A 20134-nucleotide genomic window follows, 5' to 3' on the forward strand; every position below is an offset into this window, starting at 1 on the left:
TCTCCCTTCCCCGGCATCACCACAACAACAGGCCCACCCCCGCGATGGCGAGAGACGCGAAGCTCACCAGCCCCCTCAGCGTGTTCCACCGCCGCCAGCGGGCGGAGTAGGCGGCCCACAGCCGCTCCGGCTCCCCCCGGCCCGCCTCCAGCGCGTTGTTCATCGGCACGTTGACCGCCGCGGTCACCGCGAACGCGCCGAGGACGTACAGGCCGCCCGCGACGAGGAAGGCGGTCCCCGCGGCCGGCACGTCCTGGACGAGGAGCAGCACGCCCGCCGCGACCGGGGCGACAGGCGCCGCCAGGTACATCAGCAGGAAGACCGGGTTCAGGATCTTCCTGTTCGCGCTGCGCATCGCCGCCACCGCCTGGTCGGGCCTGATCGCGTCGAGCCCGGGCATGACCGAGATCGTGAACCCGTAGAACAGGCCGGCCATCGCGCCCAGCAGAACCAGGCTGAGCACCGCGATCACCTGGGTCAGCGTCGTCATCGTCCGCCACCTCGCACCCCGGCGCACCGGGCCTTGACGGAGGGCCGGCCACCCTCGCCCGCCGACGGGCCGCCGTCCCCCGAGGACAACACGCCCGCACCCCTGGACCGGACAGCCTCCCCCGCGGAAAGGACGACCTCGCCCTCGCCCACGGGAAGGACGACCTCGCGCGCCGGCCCGCTCATGTTCACCGCCACCCAGGCCGCGTTCTCCGAGACCGAGGCCGCGTCGCCCGCGACACGGGCCACGTTGCGGCCGGTCCTCCCCGTGCCGCCCAGAACCAGGTTCGTCATGCCCTCAGCCTGGCCGCGACCCCCGGACGGCGGCCATCGTCGAGAAGCTCGCCCGCATCATCCAGCGTCTAGGCTTCGTCGCATGGACGCTCTCGCAGGACTCCTCGACGGGCCGCGAGCCCGTGGCGCCTTCCTGCTCCGCTCGATCATGACGCCCCCGTGGTCGGTGCGCATCCTCGACCGGGCCCCGCTGACGCTCGTCTCGATGCTGCGCGGTGAGGCGTGGGTGATCCCCGACGGCGGCGCCCCCGTACGGCTGACGCCCGGCGACGTGGCGATCATGCGCGGCCCCGAGGCGTACAACGTGGCCGACGACCCCGCCACCGAGCCCACCATCCTCATCCACCCGGGCGAGCGCAGCACCACCGTCGACGGTGTTGAGCTGTGCGCGTCGATGGACCTGGGCGTGCGCACCTGGGGCGACAGCCTGGACGGCCCCGCCGTCATGCTCAGCGGCACCTACCAGCTGCGCGGCGAGATCAGCAGGCGGCTGCTGAACGCCCTGCCGTCCGCGCTGGTGGTTCCCTCACTCGACACGCCCCTGCTCGCCCTGCTCGGCGACGAGATCGCCAAGGACCAGCCGGGTCAGGAGGTCTTCCTCGACCGGCTGCTCGACCTGCTGCTCATCGCCACGCTGCGCGCCTGGTTCTCCCGGCCCGAAGCCGGGGCGCCCGCCTGGTACCAGGCGCACAGCGACCCCGTCGTCGGCCGCGCGCTACGCGTCCTGCACAACGAGCCCGCCAGCCCGTGGACGGTCTCCGCGCTGGCCGACCGCGTGGGAGTCTCCCGCGCCGCCCTGGCGCGCCGCTTCACCGAACTGGTGGGCGAGCCGCCCATGTCCTACCTGACCAGCTGGCGGCTCACCATGGCCGCCGACCTGCTGCGCGAACCCGAGGCGACCGTGGCCTCCGTGGCACACAAGGTGGGGTACGGCAGCGCGTTCGCGTTGAGCACGGCGTTCAAGCGGGAGCGCGGGCTCAGCCCCCAGGAACACCGCATGGCCCCCGCCTGACCCGTTCCCTTGCTTGCCCCGAAGCGCCGACCAGACCCTCCACAACCCGGACACCCCCACCCGTCCCTCCAGGAGAACGTCCACCCCGCGACGCCCCCGCCCGACGACGTCCAGCCCGCAGAACATCCGCCCGCCCAGACCAGTCATGGTCGCGGCGAGGCCGCGTCCAGGAGAGCACGTCCAGCTTTGGTGAGCTCGTGCGTGGCCGTGCGACCGGCCCGGCTGCTGTCGATCAACCCGGCGTCTCGCAGGATCGTCAGGTGTTCGCTGGCCGTCGGGACGGTGACGCTCACCAGCCTGGCCACAATGGACGTCTGCAGCGGAGTGGTGAGCGCGGCCAGGATCCTCGACCGAGTCGTCCCCAGAAGCCGGTCAAGGGATCTCGGAGTGGGAGGTGCCGCCCAGAGGTACCGCCCGGATGCCGGGTAGTAGATCGCCGGAGTCCAGTGGTCTGAGGTGGTGCACTGCACCCGGTCGGTGATGAACAGCGACGGAATGAGAATGAGTCCCTCGGGGCAGTCGACGTCGAGGTCGGCGGACGACTTGACGGTGATGGTGTCGCCTTCGCACGCCGCGGAGTGGTGCAGGCGCGGAAGGACGGTGCGCAGCCCCTCGCGGTTGACCTGGATGGCCCGGTCCAGCATCTCGGCACGCAGCGCCTGCCGCATGGACGGCCACTCCGGTTCCATGGCCGCCGTCCAGAGGCGGCGCACCGCTTCGGCGGCCTCCGACCTGACTCGGTCGGGGTCATCGAGCAGTCGGCGGCCTATTTCTGCCCCACGCCCGATGCCGGCGTCGGCCAACTCGGCGTAGACCTGGTCCGCCGGGGTGGAGAGGAGGGCCTCCATGCCTTCTTCGAAGGTCGGCTCACTGGACATCGGCGATGGGTCGAGGAAGTCGGGCCGATACGCGCCATCGGCCATGAAGACCGTGAGCGCGCTCAGGTCCAGGCTGGAAAGGCGGTGGTGGCGACGGCGAAGCCACGGGTGGAACATCGGGTGACGCTGCGGTTCTGTCAACAGCCGGGCGAGACTGACCACTTCGTGGATCGGCGACATGGCCCATCGCACGCTCGCAGCGCCGGCACCCAATCGGAAGCGGATCACTCTCCCTATTGTTAGGCCACCGCCGAAGTGAGCGCGAGCGCGGCGGCGAAGCCCCGAGACTCGGGCCATGACCGAGACGAAGCCGACGGACTGGTTCCGCGGGCGACCCGAGCGCGCCGGAAAGACGCGAACGATCCAGCTAGGTGCCGGCGGATCGACCGTCGAAGTCCTCGCCGCCCCGGCGGAGACCGGCGGGCTCGTCAGCATCTACCGGTGGCGCATGTCGCCCTCCAGCCGGGGACCTGTCCCGCACTTCCACACGACCTTCAGCGAGACCTTCATCGTTGAAGAAGGCGAAGTCGACTACTTCGACGGGCGGGCGTGGCGAACACTGCTGCCCGGCGACACCGCGCATGCCGCGATGGGTGACGTCCACGCGCTTCGGAAGGAGCGCGCCGACCCTGCCACCCTCCTCATGGCACTCTCGCCAGGCGTACCCCGGGAGGAGTATTTCGCGCAGCTCGCCACCGTGACCGATCGGGACCTGAGCCGGCTTCACGAAGCCCACGACAACCACTTCGTCGACGACCACGAACGGTGATAGCGCCCCGCTGTCTGGAATGCGCTCGTACAACTGCTCCCGAAAGGGCGAGACACACTCATGCTCCCCACCATCGCCACCGTGCTCGCCGGACTGATCGGCGCGGGCGTCATCGTCATGGGCACCAGCTTCTTCTGGGCGCCGCAGGCCGCGGTCGGCTTCGGGATCCCCGACACGCCGACCGAGGGCCGGAGCTTCCATGCCTGGCTGTCCGTCAAGGGCGTGCGCGACATCGCCTCAGGACTTTTCATCCTCATCGTGCTGGCCGGCGGGACAACCCACCTGCTGGGCTGGTTCATGCTTGCCGCCGGCGCCATCCCCGTCGGCGACGCGGTGATCGTGCTGCGCAGCAACGGGCCCAAGGCGGCCGCCTACGGCATCCACGGCGCCACCGCCGTGGTGATGCTGGCGATCAGCGCGCTCCTGCTCATCGCGTAAACCAGGTGGTCCGGCGGCCGGAGCTCTTCGACGCGTCCCGCCATCGCCTCACCAGCGATCCAGCAGCCGGTCGACGTCGGGCCAGAACAGCGCGGTCAGGCCGCGCCGTCCCTCGGCTCGGCGAGAACCTGCTGAAGCAGCAGCGTGTTGACGTGCACCAGCGCGGACCGCCGCAGGTGCAGACATCGAGGTTTCGGCGTGGTCCTTGTCCGGGCGGTCAGGGCGCCGTCCTTCCCGTAGTGCAGCACGGTATTCCTTCGCATTTTCTGAGAACTCAAAAAAAGGGAGACGACGATGACGATCAACGATCTGCGCGGTGTCCTCAAGGGGCGCGTGCTCCTAGCCGATGACGACGGCTTCGAACAGGCGGCCACCGCGTGGAATCTGACCGTCAGGCAGCCGGTGGCGGCCGTGGCGGAGGCCGCGGACGCCGATGACGTGGCGGCGCTCGTGCGTTACGCGCGGCGGGCGGGTTTGACGGTGACCGCGCAGCCGAGCGGGCATGGCGCCTCCGGTGATGTGGAAGGCCTGATCCTGTTGCGTACCGGCCTGCTGAACGAGGTGGAGGTACGCGCGGAGGAGCGCGTGGTCCGGGTGGGCGCGGGCGTGAAGTGGGGGCAGGTGCTGGCGGCGGCCGGTCCGCTGGGTCTGACCGGCCTGGCCGGCAGCGCGCCGGGGGTCAGCGTGACCGGCTACACCCTGGGCGGTGGGGTCGGCTGGTTCAGCCGCAAGTACGGCTTCGCCTCCGACAGCGTGCGGGCCATCGACATCGTGGACGCCGATGGCGAGCCGGGCCGGGTGACCGCCGAGTCCGATCCCGAGCTGTTCTGGGCGCTGCGCGGCGGTGGCGGGGACTTCGCGGTGGTGACCGCCCTCGAACTCGAGCTGTATCCCGCGCCAGTCCTGTACGGCGGGCGCGTGATCTGGCCGGAGCACCGGACCAGGGAGGTGTACGACGCGTTCCTGGAGATCACCGCCGAGGCGCCGCGTGAACTCAGTGTCTGGATCAACCGGCTCCAGCCACCCGGCGCGCCGCCGATGGTAACGCTGGATCTGGCCTACCTAGGGGAGGCGGCTCAGGGGCAGGACCTGCTGGCGCGCATCGACAAGATCGAGGGCGCGATCTCCGACAGCCGCGGCGTCGTCCCGGTCGCCGACCTGGGTCACATCGCCGCCGAGCCCACCGATCCGGCCCCGTCCATCGCTCGTGCGGAGCTGCTCACCGGCCTGGACGCGGACGCGGTGGAGCTCCTGCTGGCCAAGCCGGTCGAACCGCTCATCAACCTGCAGATCAGGCACCTGGGCGGGGCGCTCGCCGAGCCGGGCGGCGGGGCCGGTGCGAGCGGCGCGGTGGCTGAGCCGTACCTGCTCGGCCTGGTGGGTCTCGGCCTGCCGCACGCGGCCGATGCGACGCGCGCCAAGCAGGCCGAGGTCGTGGCGGACCTGGAGGCCTACATCAGCGGCCGCAAGCCGTACACCGTGCTGTCCCCCGGCGACACGGCGGCGAAGTCCTTCTCCGGCAGCACGCTCGCGCGGCTGCGGGAGATCAAGCGGGCCCGTGACCCGCACAACGTGTTCCGCGCGAACTACCCGGTGCTCGGATAGATCGGTTCCCAGCAGGTCACAGCCCCGCTGGTCGCGGTCTGCCGTCGTGGTCGCACAGCATGCGCAGGACACTCGCGGCCGAGGAGTGACGGCCCTTTTTCGCGCCGCAGGTGATGACGAGGCGGGCGGCGATGTCGCGCAGGCTGAGGTTTTGCTCGCGCAGGTGCAGGGCCATGGGGACTGCAGAGAATGCGCCGGGGCGCAGTCAGATGACCTCACCCAACTGCTCGGCCAGCCGCTCCAGACCCCCTTGATGAGCCGCCCGTACTCGTCGTCGCCCAGCGCGCCGATCCCGGCCCGCGCCTGCTGGAGGTGCGGTGCTCAATCGGGGTGCTCCTCGTCTGGTCGTGTGCTGGCGGCGGCTTGGTTGTGATCGCCGGTCGATTCGGTTCCATTCGGCCGTCTGATCGCCTATCTTGCTCCGCTCGTCTCTTTTCGTCCGGGACGGAAAGACCCGTGTCTCCGCCTTGCCGTGGGTGGGCGGTGCTTTGGGCCGGGCGGCTCGGATCAGGCGGCTGGGGAACCGGCTGCTGCAGGGGTGTGCCGCGTATCGCTGTTGCGGTTGTTGCGGTTGTTGCCACTTCGATTCCGCAGCTCTCAGGGGGTGCGGGAGCGAACCGCGCGGGGGCAGCATCGGTCCAAGACGATCACCGATTCGTGATCGTCGTCATCTCGTTCGCCCCCTGGAAAGGACCCCTATGTCCACACGATCCGCTCTCGCACGCCTGGCGCCGGCGGTGGTCTTCACCACCGGACTCGTGGCCGCCTCTCTCGCCCCGGCCGCAACCGCCCACGCGGCGTCCCAGAGCGCCACTTGCAGCGGTGAGCGCATCGGCCGCATCCAGATCACAGCCACGACCGAAGACGGAAGCGCTTCGATGAAGGGCGCCTTCCTGCACATCTACCGCAACGGCGGCCAGGTGTGCGCTTTCACCAACACCAGCCTTGCAGCCGAGCGCCATCGCAAGGCCTTGATGGTCGAGCTCTATGCCTGCGGACGCACCGCCGGCCAGTGCCGGCAGGACCCGGATCTCGTCCTGCTGTCCGACTCCTCGAACAACGACCCGGAAGAAAGGGGGAGCACCCTCAACCGGACCGGCGCGGCCACCGTCAACGCCGGCGGACTGTGCATCTGGGCCTGGGGTGCCGTGCTTTTCAACGACTCGCGCGGCAGGCGGTTCGAGGGGAAGGCTAGGAGCGCGATCTCCTGCCCGGGGTGAACCCATCCGAGGCCAGGCGAGAAGTGCGCCGCCTGGCGTGCGTGACGTAGGTGCTGCCGATCCGGTCGACGAGATCGATGCCGTCCTCGCCAGGCGGCGCTGGTGCCTGTCCCCAGCAGCGTCGGGCGGAGAGGCCTTCATCGTCCGATCAAGCGGTGCAGGTTTCCAGCCTGCACCCGCGAAAGGGGCCCTGCCACCATGATCGGTGAAGCCGGGCCCCTTATGCGCTGCAGCAGGTGGGTGTCGGCCCCTCAGGGATCAGGAGCAGACGCGCTTCAGGCTGGCGTACTTGCCCCAGCCGAGCGTGTATCCCTTCGGCCCCCTGTCCCAGAACTTGACGGAGGTGACGCGGTCGCCGGTGTAGATGGTGTGCCAGCCCTCCTTGTCGATCTCGTTGATCCCCGCGTTGGCGCCCCAGGTTCCGTGGCCCTCGTTGGTGATCCCCTCCACCCAGAAGTCGATGTAGCCCGTGGCCTGCCTGTCGGGCACGTAGAACTGGTAGGCGCAGTGCGCGGCGGTGAACGCCACCTTGTACTGGACCTCGATGCAGGCGTGGTCGCCGTTGGTGTAGGTCCACTCGATGGGCCGCTGCGTGTCCCAGCCGCTGAAGTACTGGTCGTTGCCGGGGCATGCGGTGGTGTCGCGCTCCAGCGTGGTGACGTAGGGGGTGAACGTCTCCTCGGCGGGATCGGCGACGGCGGGCGAGCCGGTCAAGGCGAGCGCGGGCAGGACGAGGGCCGCTGCTGCGACGGCCCGGGCGGCGATGCGCTGAACAGATCTCACTGCGTGACTCCTGTCGGGTCGAGATGGTGTGCCGTGATGGCACACGATCACTTTCGGAAAACCGGTGGCGCGTCCACGCCCGTGGACAGCGCATGCCGGCGACGAGCGGACACCTGCCAGGTCTGGACGGCGGCTGACCAAGCGAGGAGATGATCCGATCGCCGAGGAAGAACGTGGACACCGGCGAGGCCTGGGGAGGACCCGGTGGCCGCGTTCATCGCACGGTTACGGGCGCTGCATCAGTGGCAAGGGGCCGCTCGTCACTGCCCGGCGGACCTTGCGCACTTTCTGACCTGCTTGCGGATGTCGTCGCCGGTGTTGACCCACGCGTCGGTCAGCACCGTTTGCGTGCCGTAACCGCTGGAGCTGTAGCCGCCGCCCAGGGAGATCCAGGCGGTGGTCGAACCGTACGGGCCGGTGACCTTCGGGCCCTCCAGCCAGCACACCGGATGGACCGTTTCGCCGTAGGCGTACCACCGCACGGGGCGCTTGTTGAAGTCGATCCGGTACACCTCCTCATCGGCGGTCCCGCCGATGAGGGTCGCCTCGAACGTGACAAGCCCCGCCGTGTTGACCACCTTGCCGGTGAGTGCCTGCTCGGTCGCGGCCGCACCCGGCAGGGCCGTCATCCCTACCGCCAGGAGCCCGCCCGCCACCAGCGCGCCGATCTTCTTCATCGTCTGTTCCCTTCGTCGTCTCGAGCACTGCGAGATCACTTTCGGAGGGCCGGCACGGTGTCCACCACCGGTGGACAGCACCTGCGGACGACGACCGGACACCCGCCCGGCCCGGACAGCGGCTGACCAGCGAGGACACGAGACCGAAGGCGCGTGCCCGTTCGTGATGACCCGGTGTCCGAGCGTGGATGAGGACACCAGCCGGGGAGCAGACGCGCGGCGAGATGACGCCGGCGGATGGACGGCTTCCGCCGGGCATGAGACCGGCTCCCGCGTCGAGGCGATGCGAGGGCCGGCGTGATGGCCGTTGCTTCCCGGAGCCCCGGACTTCCGGCCGGGCACGCATTCGCAAAGCGCCTTTGCAAACACCCTTTGCGAACGGTACGGTGCTCTCGTGGATCTCGTCCCGCAGGAGATAACCGATGTCGAAGCGCTGAAGCTCCTGGCGCACCCCATGCGACAGCGGATCGAACGGCAGTTGCGCAACGGTCCTGCCAACTCCGCGACTCTCGCCCGAGCACTGGGCCAGAGCACTGGCCTGACCAGCTATCACCTGCGCCAGATGGCCAAGCACGGGTTCATCGAAGAGGTGCCCGAGCTGTCGAGGGGACGAGAACGCTGGTGGCGCCAGGTGCCTGCTGATCGCAGGATCCCGCCCTACAGCCGCCAGACCCCCGAGATGCGGGCGGCGGTCGAGGAGATGAACCGGCTCGACTTCGCCGACGAGCTCGAGCAACTCACCCGCTTCCAACTCGAACGCGACGACCTCGGTGAATGGGCCGACGCCCTGGTCTGGTCGCGCTCGGCGATGCGCCTCACCCTCGACGAGCTCAAAGAGTTCCTCGAGGAGTACGTGAAACTGCTCTACCGCTACAAAAGGCCGGACGAGGCGACGCCACCCGGAGCGCGCACTGTGCTCGCCCGGATGCTCGCGTTCCCCGCCCCCACATCCGCCGACGACGGCGAATGAACTGGGCCGCCGGGTGCCAGCCCGACGGCCCAGAGACGAAATCCGCATCACCACGCCCCGCCAAGGGCGTGTCTTCACGTGCACGGATTCCCATAGAAAGGAGAGCACCTCATGCTGCTCTCACGCAAACGCTGGACGGGGTCGCTGCTGCCCGTCATACTCGCGATCGCCTTGTGCGCCCTACCCGTACCCGCACACGCCGACGCGCTGGTCACCAGCGACGTCGCCTTCACCGGGGACGGCGGCGTGACCTTGCACGGAACGGTCGTGGCGCCAAAATCGGCGAAAGGCCGCAGGCCCGGCATCGTCATGGTGCACGGCGCCGGGCCCGTCACCCGGGAGGAATTCCGGGACGAGGCCGAGGCCTACGCCAAGCGCGGCATCGTGACCCTGATATACGACAAGCGCACCATCGGCTACTCCATCCTGCGGCGGAACTACGAGACGCTCGCCGGTGACGCGCTCGCGGCGGTGCGCACACTGCGGGCCCGCGCCGAGGTGAACCCGGCGATGATCGGCATCTGGGGACTGTCGGAGGGAGCGTGGGTGGCGCCGATCGCGGCCGCCCGATCCTCGGACGTGGCCTTCCTCGTCGTCGCCGGTGCGGTCGGAACGACGCCCGCCAGGCAACAGGCATGGGCGTACGGCGAGCGGCTCCGGCACGCGGGCGTGCACGGATCGCTGACCCACATGCTGCAGCAGCGCGCCATCAGGTTCGGGATCGGGAGCGGCCTGTTCGGCGAAGAGGACCGCGACCCCATGCGCAGCTGGGAACACGTCCGCCAGCCGGTCCTCGCGCTGTGGGGAACCCTCGACCGGGAGGCGATGCCCGCCGAGAGCTCCCAGATCATCCGGCAGGGCCTGGAACGCGGCGGCAACACCCACTCCACCATCCACTTCATCACCGGCGTCCGCCACAACCTCAACCGCACGTTCGACGACGGCTTCGACCGTCCCGACAGTCTCCCTGCCGACTTCGCCGAGTTCGAGGCCGCCTGGATCACCAGCCTGAGCGATGGCCCGCCGAAGGCCGGCGCGGACCAGCCGCCGTCCCAGGATCTGCTGAGCCGCCCGGTGGACGGACCGTTCGCCTGGTACGAGTCACCCTGGCTGCAACTCGCGGCTTTCACGATCTTCCTGGCCGCCTCCCTCGGCTACGCGCTGGCCGCGATCGTCAGGCGGCTGCGGCGACGCCGCGGCGCACCCCCAGCCTCACGACCGGCTCGCTGGCTCGTCATCGCCCTCATGGCCTCCACACTCGGCTTCCTCGGCTACTTCTGTGTCCTGGTGCTCACCGGCGCCTACCTGATCGGGCCCGTGGTCCTCGGCCGCTCCCTGCCATGGCTGGCGCTTCAGCTTCTCGCCGTGGCCACGGTCGTCGCCGCGGTCGCCACGGCCACCGCTACCTGGCGCCACCGCCGCGAGCTGTCCCCCGGAAACCGGATACGGCTGGGAATGACCCTGGCAGCAGCCGCGGTGTTCGTGCCGTGGGCGGCCTACTGGGGCGTGCTCATTCCCTGAACCGGTGAGCTGGAACGCTCGGCGGTCTTCGCGGCCCTCCACTCTGATCCGTGCGACGAGGCCCAAAGTAGCTGTGGGTAACCAAAGTCACCTTTGGTGGCGAGGGCCGTTGGTGTTCCACGTCTTCGCCGCGCCGGCCGAGTTCATCCGCGAGCTCATCGTCGCCGGCACCCTGTACAGCCACATCCCCGAACTGCAGGAGCCGCAGGCCCCGCCGAGCGGCGCCGCGGTGATCTTCTCACTCCACCGCGCCAAGAATGGCGCCCCGCTGCCCGGCGCGAGCGCGCCGGGCCAGCTCGGGCCCTTCGGCCCGTACGGAGACGATGCCGAGCACGATGTCGAGTCCGACTTTGCAACGTCACTCACAGCTACTCGGTGGGCTGGAGCGGGGCGGGGCTGGACGGGGTGGTGGGTGGTTCGTCGTTCTCCAGCGCTCGATACCGGGTGGAGCGGCCGACGCCGAGGTGCTTGGCGATGGCGGTGATGGATTCGCCACGGGCCTGCCGGGCGCGGGCGGCGGCCAGCTTGTCCTCATCCAGCGCCGGGGGCGGCCTCCGGCGCGGGCGGCGGCCAGGCCGTCCAGGGTGCGCTCGCTGATCAGCTCGCGTTCCATCTCGGCGGCCAGGCCGGCGAGCATGAACAGCATCCGGTCGCCGATCGTCTGCCCGCTGGGCCGGTGCAGGCTGGCGCAGATGCCGGACAGGATCTGAAGGTTGATGCCGCGCGGGGCGAGGGTGTCTTCGAGGAAGATCAGCAGTTCCTTGACCGAGCGGGCGATGCGGTCGGGCTTGTAGATGACCAGGGTGTCGCCGGGGTGCATCCGTTCGACGGTGGCGGGCGGGCGAATATTACGCTCCGTTGCGATTCTCGACTCTGGGTGCCGGAGATATTACGATGCGTGATCGCCGCTGCGCCCCGCCTGTCCCCTGGGGCAAGGGCATGGCTGTGGGTGCTCATCGCCGCACTCGCCTGGACCATGCAGGTCCTCGGCACCAGCACCTACACCGAGGCGCTCACCGCCGACCGCGAGGTGGTCGCCACCGATCGAGGTGCACCCGCCGAGGAGGTCTCCCGGAGGGCCGAACCGCTCCTCCGCCGCTCCGCCCACCACCCCGTGCCGAGCCGTCGCGCCCGGACCACCCTCCCGCCCGCCCCGCGCCCGTGCGCGCGAGCGGCCGGGCTCCAGACGCTCCTCTGCGTGTGGCGTACGTGACAGGGCCCTGTGCCCGCCGTACTTCCACCCTGATCGGAGCCCGACATGAAGGATTTGTACGTCGTTCTGGAGACATGGACCCATCACTGCCCGCAATGCCGTAAGGAGTGGCGCTACACCTACGAGGCGTGGCACGGCGACAACGGGTGCGGGAGATGCGCCGTCACGTGGCGCCACCGCGGCCAACTCGTGCCCACGCCGTGGTCGGGGCCCGCGTGCCCCGACTGCTCGACACCGGCGAGAGCGACCGTGCCTCACTGAGCCCGCGTGCCGCCGTCGTTCTCCCCGAACGGCGGCGGCACCCCGCCCCCGACCCGCGCACGAGCACCTGACCGTCCCTTCCGATCGACGCCGCGACCCGCGCACGAGCGCCTGACCGTCCCTTCCAACTGCCGCCGCGACCCGCGCATGAGCACCTGACCGTCCCTCCGATCACCACCGTGACGCGCGCACGAGCACCTCACCATCCCCTCCGATCACCACCATGACCCCGCGCACGAGCTTCCCCCTTCCCCTCCGATCACCACCGCGCGCGACCCCCAGATCTCCCCCCAACCACCACTGCGCGCATGACCGCCTGCCCTCTCCTCGAACCGGCGCGGCGCGTCCCACCGTCGGCGGCCGGGCGAGCGGAAAATGTCGGTGCGGGGGTCTAGGGTTTCGGGTTCAGGCTCGCCGTGACGGCGGGGACCGAAGTCCTGCTGGGCGCGCGCCCTCGGCGGACGGGACCATGCGGGGACGGAGGTGCCAGGCCGGCTTGCCGTACGGGAGAAACCCCTCCTGAGCGGGAAAGACGCAGCCGGCGAGCGCACCCGCCCCGCGGGTCCGGCACAATTGGGCGGCGGACCATCGAAAGGCGAATCAGTGCTCTCTATTCACCAGCGCATCGCGGAAGAGCTGGGCGTACGCGAGGGGCAGGTGCAAGCGGCGGTCGACTTGCTCGACGGCGGCGCCACCGTGCCGTTCATCGCGCGTTACCGCAAGGAGGTCACCGGCGCGCTCGACGACGCGCAGCTGCGCACGCTGGAGGAGCGGCTGCGCTACCTGCGTGAGCTCGAGGAGCGGCGCGCGGCGATCCTGGAGTCGATCGAGACGCAGGGCAAGCTCACCGACGAGCTGAGGGAGCAGATCCTCGCGGCCGACACCAAGGCCCGTCTCGAGGACATCTACCTCCCCTACAAGCCGAAGCGCCGCACCAAGGCCATGATCGCCCGAGAGCTCGGGCTGGAGCCGCTGGCCGACGCGCTGCTGGGCGACCCGACGCTCGACCCGCTCGCCACCGCCGAGCCGTACGTCGTGGAGGGGCTGGCCGACTCGGCCGCCGCCCTGGAGGGCGCCCGCGCCATCCTGATCGAGCGTTTCGCCGAGGACGCCGACCTGATCGGCACGCTGCGCGAGCGCATGTGGTCGCACGGCAGGGCGGTCTCGACCGTGCGCGAGGGCAAGGAGGAGGCGGGGGCCAAGTTCTCCGACTACTTCGGCTTCAGCGAGCCGTTCACCAAGCTGCCCTCTCACCGGATCCTCGCGATGTTCCGCGGCGAGAAGGAGGAGATCCTCTCGGTGACGCTCGAGCCCGAGGAGGGGCCCGAGTACGAGATGCGCATCGCCGCCCGCTTCGGTGTCTCCGACCAGGGCAGGCCGGCCGACAAGTGGCTCGCCGACACGGTTCGCTGGGCGTGGCGCACGCGCATCCTCGTCCATCTCGGCCTCGACCTGCGCATGCGGTTGTGGCAGGCGGCCGAGGACGAGGCGGTGCGGGTGTTCGCCGCCAACCTGCGCGACCTGCTGCTGGCCGCGCCCGCCGGCACGCGCGCCACGATGGGTCTCGACCCTGGCCTGCGCACCGGCGTCAAGGTCGCCGTGGTCGACGCCACGGGCAAGGTCGTCGAAACCGCGACCATCTACCCGCACGAGCCCAAGCGCCAGTGGGACCAGTCGCTCGCCGTGCTCGGAGCGCTCGCCCAGAAGCACGGCGTCGAGCTGATCGCGATCGGCAACGGCACCGCCTCCCGCGAGACCGACAAGCTCGCCGGCGAGCTGGTCAAGCACATGCCGGGGCTGACCAAGATCGTGGTGTCGGAGGCCGGAGCGTCGGTCTACTCCGCCTCCGCCTACGCCTCGCAGGAGCTTCCCGGCCTCGATGTCTCGCTGCGCGGCGCCGTCTCCATCGCCCGCCGCCTGCAGGACCCGCTGGCCGAGCTGGTCAAGATCGACCCGAAGTCCATCGGCGTCGGCCAGTACCAGCACGACCTGGCCGAGACCAAGCTGTCGCGCTCGCTCGACGCGGTGGTCGAAGACTGCGTCAACGCGGTCGGCGTCGACGTCAACACCGCCTCCGCGCCGCTGCTGACCCGCGTGTCCGGCATCGGGGCGACGCTGGCCGACAACATCGTCCAGCACCGCGACACCCACGGGCCGTTCAGGTCGCGCAGCGCGCTGAAGGAGGTGGCGCGCCTCGGGCCCAAGGCGTTCGAGCAGTGCGCGGGCTTCCTGCGCATCCCCGGCGGCGACGACCCGCTCGACGCCTCCAGCGTGCACCCCGAGGCCTACCCCGTGGTGCGGCGCATCCTGAGCGCGGTCGGCGCCGACCTCAAGTCGCTCATCGGCAACACCGCGACGCTGCGCTCCCTCAAGCCCGCCGAGTTCGTCGACGACACCTTCGGCCTGCCGACGGTCACCGACATCCTGGGCGAGCTGGAGAAGCCGGGTCGTGACCCGCGTCCGGCGTTCAAGACGGCGACGTTCAAGGAGGGCGTGGAGAAGCTCTCCGACCTCGCGTCCGGGATGATCCTCGAAGGGGTCGTCACGAACGTCGCGGCGTTCGGGGCGTTCGTCGACATCGGCGTGCACCAGGACGGGCTGGTCCACGTGTCGGCGATGTCGCGCACGTTCGTCAAGGATCCGCGCGACGTGGTGAAGCCCGGCGACATCGTCAAGGTGAAGGTGCTCGAGGTCGACATCCCGCGCAAGCGCATCTCGCTCACGCTCCGGTTGGAGGACGAGACCGCGGCGGGCGCCAGGCAGGGGCGTGGACGCTCGGCCGAGGGCCGCGGCGCAGACGGCCAGCCGGGCGGCGGACGCTCCGGAGAAGGGCGCGGCGGCGGCCGTTCGGGTGGCCGCGGGGAAGGCCGCGCCGACGGCGGCCGCGGTGGCAACACGCGTGACGGCGGCCGAGGGAATGGCGGCGGCAACGGGCGTGACGGTGGCCGTGGCCGTGACGGCGGCAACGGGCGTGAGGGTGGCAACGGGCGTGAGGGTGGCCGCCAGGGCGGGCAGCGCCGTCCCGCGCCGACCGGGGCCCTCGCCGAGGCCCTGCGCAAGGCCGGCCTGGCGGGCGACGACTACTGATCGCTCGCGGGGTGCGGGGTCCCGGTGGCCCCGCACCCCGCGCGGTTCAGCGCCGAGCGGACGGGCGCCTGCCGCACCCCTCAGACTGGGTACGGTCATGGGGTGGGTGCCATGGACGAGACCAGTGACCTCTACCGCGACGCCGTACGGCAGGCTCGCGACCTGCTCCGGTGGCGGTCGCCGTTGCGAGCCGAACTGTGGGCGAGCAGGCTGGCCGCCAGCTGGCGGGACGACGAGCAGGCGGCCCGATCGTTCCTGGCGCGCGTCGCCCGGGACGACACCCCCGAGGCGCGCCTCATCCTGACCGCCCTCGCCTCCCTCTCCCAACTCCCGGAGGCCGACGAGCCGCCCACCGCCCACGGCGCGGACACCGGCGAGCCCACCGTCCCCGGAGAGGACGCCGGCCAGCCCACCACCCACCGTGGAGACGCCGGTGTAACTCCCACCGCCCACGGCGAACCCACCGTCCCCGGAGAGGACGCCGGCCAGCCCACCACCCACCGTGGAGATGCCGGTGTAACTCCCACCGCCCACGGCGCGGACACCGGCGAACCCGCTGTCCACCGTGGGGACACCGATGCGACGCCCGGCGCCTACGCGTCGACGCGCGATGTCGCCGCGGCCGGGGTTCCGCGCTGGATGGAGCTCATGGGGCGGGCCCGACCCGAATCCGCGTGGTACGGCACCGCCGACCCCTACGGCGAGCAGGCCCTGGCGGTCATCTCCTTCGTCTATCCCAACGAGAAGGAGCCCCACCTGGCCGTCGTCGCCATCGACCAGGCCAACGGCGGCTTCGCGGTCGACGCGGTCATCGAGGAGCCGAAGTTCCTGGAGGACCTCGACGTCCGCCCCGCCGATCCGGTGCGGGTGGCGGGCCGGATCATCGACGCGTTCGACCTCACCGACGCGGTGCTGGGCGCCCCGGTCGCCGAGACGCTCCCGCCGGCCCGCGCGATCGTCCTGGCCCGCGCCCACGCCACCGAGAACCCCGTCCTCGGCACGAAGAGCCCCGCGGACAGCGTGGAGAGCCCAGCACCCGCCCACGCCGCCGAGGTCCCTGCAGTCAGCGCGGAGCGCGCCTCGGAGGGTGTCAGGGGTGGGCGGCGGTCGCCGGATGACACCGTGGACCGCTTCGACGATCTCCCGGACGTGCCGGGCGCGAATGAGGCGTTCGCCACTCTTGTGGAGTTCTTGGGTGATCGTCCGTCGTGGTGGAGCCCGGCGCGCGTCACTCAGTTCCTGACCTCGTGGCTGCCGAGGGAAGCGATCATGAGCGAGGCCGCCGTCGCCGCGATGCCCCAGGTTCTACTGGCTTGGACACGTCACCTGGGAGATCATCCCGAGGTGGTCGAGCGGGTCGAGACCGACTCTCGCGACCTGCCGTTGCTCATGGCCGACGGGTTGCGCTTCAGTCTCGGCAAGCGGTTGAGGCTCGCCGAGAGGGAGCACCGGGGGACGGACCGCTGACCACTGCGGCTATGCTGCGCAGTGACCTTTTCTGCGGCCCATTGAGGGAGAGCAACAGCATGTACAAGGAGTTCGCGGCCGAGGCTGTCGTCTGGGTGGTCCCGATCGTGGTCCTCATCGGCCTCGCCCTCATGATCACCGCCTGATCTCCGGGCGTTCATGATCTCAGCCCGCGAGACGGCCCTTCCCGCAGGAGCCGTCCGTGGGCTTTCGCGCGTTCCCCCACTGCCGAGCACGCGGGGGTTCCTGGCCGGTCAGCGGCAGGAGAAGTGACGGACGGAGGTGCGCGCGAGACGTACCAGCGCCCGACCGCGCCATGAGATCAGCACACCGCGGCCGCCGCTGTCGATACCTGATCAGGAAGCCCAGGCCGGCAACGGGCCGCCCTCGCGCAGCCTCCGCAACGCCTGCCGCTCCAGCTGCCTGATCCGTTCCCTGGTAAGTCCGAGCCGGTCGGCGATCTCCTGGTAGGTGAGCACCTTGCCGCCCGCCAGGCCGTACCGGCGTCTGATGATGAACGCCTCGCGCACCGGCAGTTCCCGCACCTGCCCGCGGATCTCGGCCGCCAGCGCACGCAGTTCCATCAGCTCGGCCACCTGCGGGGCGTCGTCGTCGGCGATCAGGTCGCCGAGGCTGGCCTCGCCGTTCTCGCCGACGGGCGTGTCGAGGCTGATCGTCTCCCGCGCGATCCTGCGCAGGCCCTTGATCTGCTCGACGGTACGGCCGGCCGCCGTGGCCAGTTCGGCCTCGCCGGGTTCCCTGCCCAGGTCGGCGGCCAGCCGCAGGGTGATGCGTGACAGGCGGGTGACCTCCTCGGCCATGTGGGCGGGCAGCCGCACGGTTCTGCTCTTGTCGTTGATGCCGCGCTCGATCGCCTGCCTGATCCACCACATGCCGTAGGTGGAGAACTTGTATCCGCGCTTGTAGTCGAACTTCTCCACCGCTCGGATCAACCCCAGGTTGCCTTCCTGGATGACGTCGAGCAGGGGGAGCCCGCGATGGGCGTAGCGTCTGGCGGCGGCGACGACCAGGCGCAGGTTGGCCCTGATCAGCCGGTCTCTGGCCTGTCCGCCGTCCCGCACGAGCGCCGGCAGTTCGGGCCGGTCGTCGCCGTGGGCCAGGAGGTGCGCGGCGTAGAGTCCCGCCTCCACCCGACGGGCGAGGTCGACCTCGTCCTCGGCGGTGAGCAGCGGGATCCCGCCGATCTCCTTGAGGTAGTCGCCTAACAGGTCCGCCATGCCGCCCGACTACCCGGCGAACGGCGGAGAATGCCCAGATTCGGAGAGTTCGGCGATGGCGAGTTCGGCGGTGGGCCTGATGTCGAAGAACTTGTCGAGCGCGGTGATCGCGAACAGGTGCTTGCAGCGCCCGTTGAGCCCGGACAGGAGCAGCCGCCCGCCGGAGGCGGTGACCGCCTTGTGGAGGTAGACCAGCACGGACAGCCCCGAGGAGTCGCAGACCTCGACGGCCTGCATGTCGATGACGATCATCGGAGGCTGGCTGAGATCGAGTGCCTTGGTGACCCGATCACGGACCTCCGCCGCCGATCCGAAGTCGAAGTCGCCTGTCAGCCTCGCGATGACACACGGACCTTGTAGTCCGAGGCTGATTGACAAGGCCTGCTCCGCAGTCACCCAGCTCCACCTACCCGTGTAGCACGCTTCGATCCCGCTACCATACCGAAGATCGTGGGCAACGCCTCGCCCACCCGGCGGGGGCGAGTGGGGCGAGCCGCGGAGAGCGGGTCAGGAGAAGTAGCGCGCGGGGGTGCCGACCAGCATCTGGTCGATCTGCTCCTGGGTCACGCCGCGCGAGCGCAGCGCGGGCAGCACGTCGTCGTGGATGTGGTCGTAGCGCCAGTTCGGCGCCACCAGCGGCACGCCTTCGTCCCAGTCGCCGGCGAAGTAGTCCATGAAGCAGGCGGCGTCGTGACTGAGCACCATGCGGTCGGCGTAACCCTGCTCGCACAGCGCGGCGATGGTGGCCACGCGCTGCTCGGTCGGGTTGTAGATGTCGAGCCCGAACCTGTCCATGCCCAGGATGGCCCCCGTGTCGGCGAGCCTGCGCAGGTAGTCGAGGTCGTTGCTGTCCCCCGCGTGCCCGACGACCACCTTGCGAAGGTCGACGCCCTCCTTGGCGAACAGGTCGAGCGCGAGCAGTCCCGACCGGGTGGCCGCGTCGGTGTGGACGGTGATGGGCGCGCCGGTGCGCACGTGTGCCTGGGCGGCGGCGCGGCACATGCGCTCGACCCCCTCGGTCAGGCCCCGCCTGTCGACCACGCACTTGACGAACGCGGCCCTGACCCCGGTGTCGGCGATGCCCTCGGTGAGGTCGCGGACCATGTCGTCGATCATCGGGTCCGGCATGTCCATGAGCAGCCCCGGCCCGCGGTGCTCGTAGGGGTGCGGCGGCAGGTCGTGGAAGTAGAGGCCGGTGGCGACGATGATGGTGAGTTCGGGCACCTCCGCGGCGATGCGCTGGATGCGCGGGATGTAGCGGCCGAGCCCCCACACGGTCGGGTCGGCGATCGTCCGGACGCCCTTGGCCGCCACCGCCTTCAGCTTGCCGATCGCGTCGGCCACCCTGAACTCCTCGTCCCACCAGCCGCCCGCACCGTAGTTGTCCTTGTGCTCGGTCGACAGGGCGAAGATGTGCTCGTGCATCAGGGTCTGGCCGAGCTCGGCGACGTCGACCTGGCCGCGGACGGTGGGAACGGTGGGCATGCGGAGCCTCCCATACCGACTGGTGCGTCCGCGCCAACGTACGTCAAAGGATCCGGGGGAACAACGCCGTCATCATGTCAGCCCGGCCAGCTTGTACAGCACCAGCGAACCGGCCACGGCCACGTTGAGGCTGGTGCCCCTGCCGACCATGGGGATCTCGACCACGGCGTCCATGAGGTCGAGCGCCTCCTCGGGGACTCCGTCCGACTCGTGGCCGAGGACCACCACCGTAGGCCGCCGCGCGGCCGGCAGGTCGGCCAGGCGGATCGCCCGGTCCGCCAACTCGACGGCGATCACGTCGTCTCCGTCGCTCTTCCTTTCCGTCAGCCAGCGCATCGGCCGTACCCAGTGGACGCAGGTACGGCTGCGCAGCGTGTTGCCTTTGGCGAGGGCGTCGGGCACCCACGGCAGCCGCGGTACGGCCATGCACGCGCCGACGGCGTCGCAGGTGCGCAGGAGGGTTCCGAGGTTGACACCGTGCAGGGGCCACAGCGGCGCGACGGTGAGATGGCCGAAACAGCGGGGACGCTTGTTCATGCGAAGGCGCTTCAGCGGTGCGCCCGGACCATCGACGGGGATTCCACCCCTATCGTGCCCTGCGGGCCCGGCAGCGCGCCAGGTGACCCCGGCAGCGCACCAGATCGTCCCGGCAGCGCGCCAGGTGGCCCCGGCAGCGCACCAGATCGTCCCGGCAGCGCGCCAGGTGGCCCCGGCAGCGCGCCAGGAG

General features: G+C 70.4%; 22 protein-coding genes and 1 pseudogene. 10 read left to right on the forward strand and 13 right to left on the reverse strand.

Features of this window, described 5'->3' with window-relative positions:
• Positions 1 to 16 precede the first annotated feature (16 nt).
• Together ACWDLG_RS07985 and ACWDLG_RS07990 are read right to left on the reverse strand one after the other, a co-directional pair.
• Positions 17 to 490 carry an anthrone oxygenase family protein gene (locus ACWDLG_RS07985; RefSeq protein WP_449917217.1) on the reverse strand — a complete coding sequence of 158 codons (474 nt, stop codon included), beginning with the start codon at positions 488 to 490 and terminating at the stop codon, positions 17 to 19.
• Positions 487 to 783: a hypothetical protein gene (locus tag ACWDLG_RS07990; protein WP_449917220.1), complete on the reverse strand. Its 297-nt coding sequence runs from the start codon at positions 781 to 783 to the stop codon at positions 487 to 489. The genes ACWDLG_RS07985 and ACWDLG_RS07990 overlap by 4 nt, the downstream gene beginning before the upstream one ends.
• Before the next feature lie 82 nt (positions 784 to 865).
• Between ACWDLG_RS07990 and ACWDLG_RS07995 the strand changes: the two genes are divergently transcribed.
• On the forward strand, positions 866 to 1795 hold the full coding sequence (locus ACWDLG_RS07995) for an AraC family transcriptional regulator (RefSeq protein ID WP_354913519.1): 930 nt from the start codon (positions 866 to 868) through the stop codon (positions 1793 to 1795).
• Positions 1796 to 1938: 143 nt separating this feature from the next.
• Here the strand turns inward: ACWDLG_RS07995 and ACWDLG_RS08000 are convergent, their stop codons facing one another.
• Positions 1939 to 2901 (reverse strand): DUF5937 family protein, encoded by a 963-nt coding sequence (locus ACWDLG_RS08000; protein ID WP_449917223.1) that lies wholly within the window; start codon positions 2899 to 2901, stop codon positions 1939 to 1941.
• 67 nt (positions 2902 to 2968) lie between these two features.
• Between ACWDLG_RS08000 and ACWDLG_RS08005 the strand changes: the two genes are divergently transcribed.
• Together ACWDLG_RS08005 and ACWDLG_RS08010 are read left to right on the forward strand one after the other, a co-directional pair.
• Positions 2969 to 3442: a cupin domain-containing protein gene (locus tag ACWDLG_RS08005; RefSeq protein WP_449917226.1), complete on the forward strand. Its 474-nt coding sequence runs from the start codon at positions 2969 to 2971 to the stop codon at positions 3440 to 3442.
• 60 nt (positions 3443 to 3502) lie between these two features.
• Positions 3503 to 3880 carry a DUF4267 domain-containing protein gene (locus ACWDLG_RS08010; protein ID WP_449917228.1) on the forward strand — a complete coding sequence of 126 codons (378 nt, stop codon included), beginning with the start codon at positions 3503 to 3505 and terminating at the stop codon, positions 3878 to 3880.
• A 95-nt stretch (positions 3881 to 3975) separates the two neighbouring features.
• Here ACWDLG_RS08010 and ACWDLG_RS08015 read toward each other — a convergent pair whose 3' ends face one another.
• Complete coding sequence (locus tag ACWDLG_RS08015; RefSeq protein ID WP_449917230.1) at positions 3976 to 4128, reverse strand: hypothetical protein; 153 nt, start codon at positions 4126 to 4128, stop codon at positions 3976 to 3978.
• A 46-nt stretch (positions 4129 to 4174) separates the two neighbouring features.
• On the opposite strand from ACWDLG_RS08015, the gene ACWDLG_RS08020 reads away from it, so the two are divergent.
• Positions 4175 to 5485: an FAD-binding protein gene (locus tag ACWDLG_RS08020; protein ID WP_449917233.1), complete on the forward strand. Its 1311-nt coding sequence runs from the start codon at positions 4175 to 4177 to the stop codon at positions 5483 to 5485.
• A 16-nt stretch (positions 5486 to 5501) separates the two neighbouring features.
• Here the strand turns inward: ACWDLG_RS08020 and ACWDLG_RS08025 are convergent, their stop codons facing one another.
• Positions 5502 to 5660 carry a hypothetical protein gene (locus tag ACWDLG_RS08025; protein WP_449917236.1) on the reverse strand — a complete coding sequence of 53 codons (159 nt, stop codon included), beginning with the start codon at positions 5658 to 5660 and terminating at the stop codon, positions 5502 to 5504.
• A gap of 523 nt (positions 5661 to 6183) precedes the next feature.
• Between ACWDLG_RS08025 and ACWDLG_RS08030 the strand changes: the two genes are divergently transcribed.
• Positions 6184 to 6705: a hypothetical protein gene (locus ACWDLG_RS08030; protein WP_449917239.1), complete on the forward strand. Its 522-nt coding sequence runs from the start codon at positions 6184 to 6186 to the stop codon at positions 6703 to 6705.
• A 258-nt stretch (positions 6706 to 6963) separates the two neighbouring features.
• Here the strand turns inward: ACWDLG_RS08030 and ACWDLG_RS08035 are convergent, their stop codons facing one another.
• A complete protein-coding gene (locus ACWDLG_RS08035) occupies positions 6964 to 7488 on the reverse strand; it encodes a hypothetical protein (RefSeq protein ID WP_449917241.1) in 525 nt (174 codons plus the stop codon).
• Between the two features lie 260 nt (positions 7489 to 7748).
• The gene (locus ACWDLG_RS08040) at positions 7749 to 8165 is read right to left on the reverse strand and encodes a hypothetical protein (protein WP_449917244.1); all 417 of its coding nucleotides are present in this window, start codon (positions 8163 to 8165) and stop codon (positions 7749 to 7751) included.
• 394 nt (positions 8166 to 8559) lie between these two features.
• Here ACWDLG_RS08040 and ACWDLG_RS08045 point away from each other — a divergent pair, with 394 nt between their 5' ends.
• On the forward strand, positions 8560 to 9135 hold the full coding sequence (locus ACWDLG_RS08045) for an ArsR/SmtB family transcription factor (RefSeq protein ID WP_449917247.1): 576 nt from the start codon (positions 8560 to 8562) through the stop codon (positions 9133 to 9135).
• A gap of 111 nt (positions 9136 to 9246) precedes the next feature.
• Entirely contained in the window at positions 9247 to 10656 is a 1410-nt protein-coding gene (locus ACWDLG_RS08050) for an alpha/beta hydrolase family protein (RefSeq protein ID WP_449917251.1), read from the forward strand.
• Between the two features lie 368 nt (positions 10657 to 11024).
• On the opposite strand, the gene ACWDLG_RS08055 is transcribed toward ACWDLG_RS08050, so the two are convergent.
• Together ACWDLG_RS08055 and ACWDLG_RS08060 are read right to left on the reverse strand one after the other, a co-directional pair.
• Complete coding sequence (locus ACWDLG_RS08055; RefSeq protein WP_449917581.1) at positions 11025 to 11195, reverse strand: helix-turn-helix domain-containing protein; 171 nt, start codon at positions 11193 to 11195, stop codon at positions 11025 to 11027.
• Positions 11195 to 11476: pseudogene (locus tag ACWDLG_RS08060) on the reverse strand (recombinase family protein); the annotation flags it as partial. The pseudogene ACWDLG_RS08060 and the gene ACWDLG_RS08055, both read right to left, overlap by 1 nt.
• 78 nt (positions 11477 to 11554) lie before the next feature.
• Here ACWDLG_RS08060 and ACWDLG_RS08065 point away from each other — a divergent pair.
• The 3 genes from ACWDLG_RS08065 to ACWDLG_RS08075 all read left to right on the forward strand — a co-directional run bounded on the left by ACWDLG_RS08065 (position 11555) and on the right by ACWDLG_RS08075 (position 16684).
• The gene (locus ACWDLG_RS08065; RefSeq protein ID WP_449917254.1) at positions 11555 to 11869 is read left to right on the forward strand and encodes a hypothetical protein; all 315 of its coding nucleotides are present in this window, start codon (positions 11555 to 11557) and stop codon (positions 11867 to 11869) included.
• Between the two features lie 864 nt (positions 11870 to 12733).
• Positions 12734 to 15217 (forward strand): Tex family protein, encoded by a 2484-nt coding sequence (locus tag ACWDLG_RS08070; RefSeq protein WP_449917257.1) that lies wholly within the window; start codon positions 12734 to 12736, stop codon positions 15215 to 15217.
• Positions 15218 to 15328: 111 nt separating this feature from the next.
• A complete protein-coding gene (locus ACWDLG_RS08075; protein ID WP_449917259.1) occupies positions 15329 to 16684 on the forward strand; it encodes a hypothetical protein in 1356 nt (451 codons plus the stop codon).
• A 356-nt stretch (positions 16685 to 17040) separates the two neighbouring features.
• Here the strand turns inward: ACWDLG_RS08075 and ACWDLG_RS08080 are convergent, their stop codons facing one another.
• From ACWDLG_RS08080 to ACWDLG_RS08095, 4 genes are all read right to left on the reverse strand, one after another.
• On the reverse strand, positions 17041 to 17922 hold the full coding sequence (locus ACWDLG_RS08080) for a sigma-70 family RNA polymerase sigma factor (protein WP_449917263.1): 882 nt from the start codon (positions 17920 to 17922) through the stop codon (positions 17041 to 17043).
• A gap of 9 nt (positions 17923 to 17931) precedes the next feature.
• The gene (locus ACWDLG_RS08085; protein WP_354913536.1) at positions 17932 to 18318 is read right to left on the reverse strand and encodes an STAS domain-containing protein; all 387 of its coding nucleotides are present in this window, start codon (positions 18316 to 18318) and stop codon (positions 17932 to 17934) included.
• A 111-nt stretch (positions 18319 to 18429) separates the two neighbouring features.
• On the reverse strand, positions 18430 to 19407 hold the full coding sequence (locus ACWDLG_RS08090) for a phosphotriesterase family protein (RefSeq protein ID WP_449917267.1): 978 nt from the start codon (positions 19405 to 19407) through the stop codon (positions 18430 to 18432).
• Positions 19408 to 19479: 72 nt separating this feature from the next.
• Positions 19480 to 19944 carry a TrmH family RNA methyltransferase gene (locus ACWDLG_RS08095; protein WP_449917269.1) on the reverse strand — a complete coding sequence of 155 codons (465 nt, stop codon included), beginning with the start codon at positions 19942 to 19944 and terminating at the stop codon, positions 19480 to 19482.
• Positions 19945 to 20134: the final 190 nt, after the last annotated feature.

The sequence above is a fragment of the Nonomuraea sp. NPDC003727 genome, from assembly GCF_053586935.1.

What these genes read in the sequence shown, in the direction of transcription:
- ACWDLG_RS08020 (WP_449917233.1), top strand. Translation starts at nt 4,175, where the DNA reads ATGACGATCAACGATCTGCGCGGTGTCCTCAAGGGGCGCGTGCTCCTA.
- ACWDLG_RS07995 (WP_354913519.1), top strand. Translation starts at nt 866, where the DNA reads ATGGACGCTCTCGCAGGACTCCTCGACGGGCCGCGAGCCCGTGGCGCC.
- ACWDLG_RS08050 (WP_449917251.1), top strand. Translation starts at nt 9,247, where the DNA reads ATGCTGCTCTCACGCAAACGCTGGACGGGGTCGCTGCTGCCCGTCATA.
- ACWDLG_RS07990 (WP_449917220.1), bottom strand. Translation starts at nt 783, where the DNA reads ATGACGAACCTGGTTCTGGGCGGCACGGGGAGGACCGGCCGCAACGTG.
- ACWDLG_RS08090 (WP_449917267.1), bottom strand. Translation starts at nt 19,407, where the DNA reads ATGCCCACCGTTCCCACCGTCCGCGGCCAGGTCGACGTCGCCGAGCTC.
- ACWDLG_RS08095 (WP_449917269.1), bottom strand. Translation starts at nt 19,944, where the DNA reads ATGAACAAGCGTCCCCGCTGTTTCGGCCATCTCACCGTCGCGCCGCTG.
- ACWDLG_RS08025 (WP_449917236.1), bottom strand. Translation starts at nt 5,660, where the DNA reads ATGGCCCTGCACCTGCGCGAGCAAAACCTCAGCCTGCGCGACATCGCC.
- ACWDLG_RS08075 (WP_449917259.1), top strand. Translation starts at nt 15,329, where the DNA reads ATGGACGAGACCAGTGACCTCTACCGCGACGCCGTACGGCAGGCTCGC.
- ACWDLG_RS08080 (WP_449917263.1), bottom strand. Translation starts at nt 17,922, where the DNA reads ATGGCGGACCTGTTAGGCGACTACCTCAAGGAGATCGGCGGGATCCCG.
- ACWDLG_RS08040 (WP_449917244.1), bottom strand. Translation starts at nt 8,165, where the DNA reads ATGAAGAAGATCGGCGCGCTGGTGGCGGGCGGGCTCCTGGCGGTAGGG.
- ACWDLG_RS08005 (WP_449917226.1), top strand. Translation starts at nt 2,969, where the DNA reads ATGACCGAGACGAAGCCGACGGACTGGTTCCGCGGGCGACCCGAGCGC.
- ACWDLG_RS08010 (WP_449917228.1), top strand. Translation starts at nt 3,503, where the DNA reads ATGCTCCCCACCATCGCCACCGTGCTCGCCGGACTGATCGGCGCGGGC.
- ACWDLG_RS07985 (WP_449917217.1), bottom strand. Translation starts at nt 490, where the DNA reads ATGACGACGCTGACCCAGGTGATCGCGGTGCTCAGCCTGGTTCTGCTG.
- ACWDLG_RS08030 (WP_449917239.1), top strand. Translation starts at nt 6,184, where the DNA reads ATGTCCACACGATCCGCTCTCGCACGCCTGGCGCCGGCGGTGGTCTTC.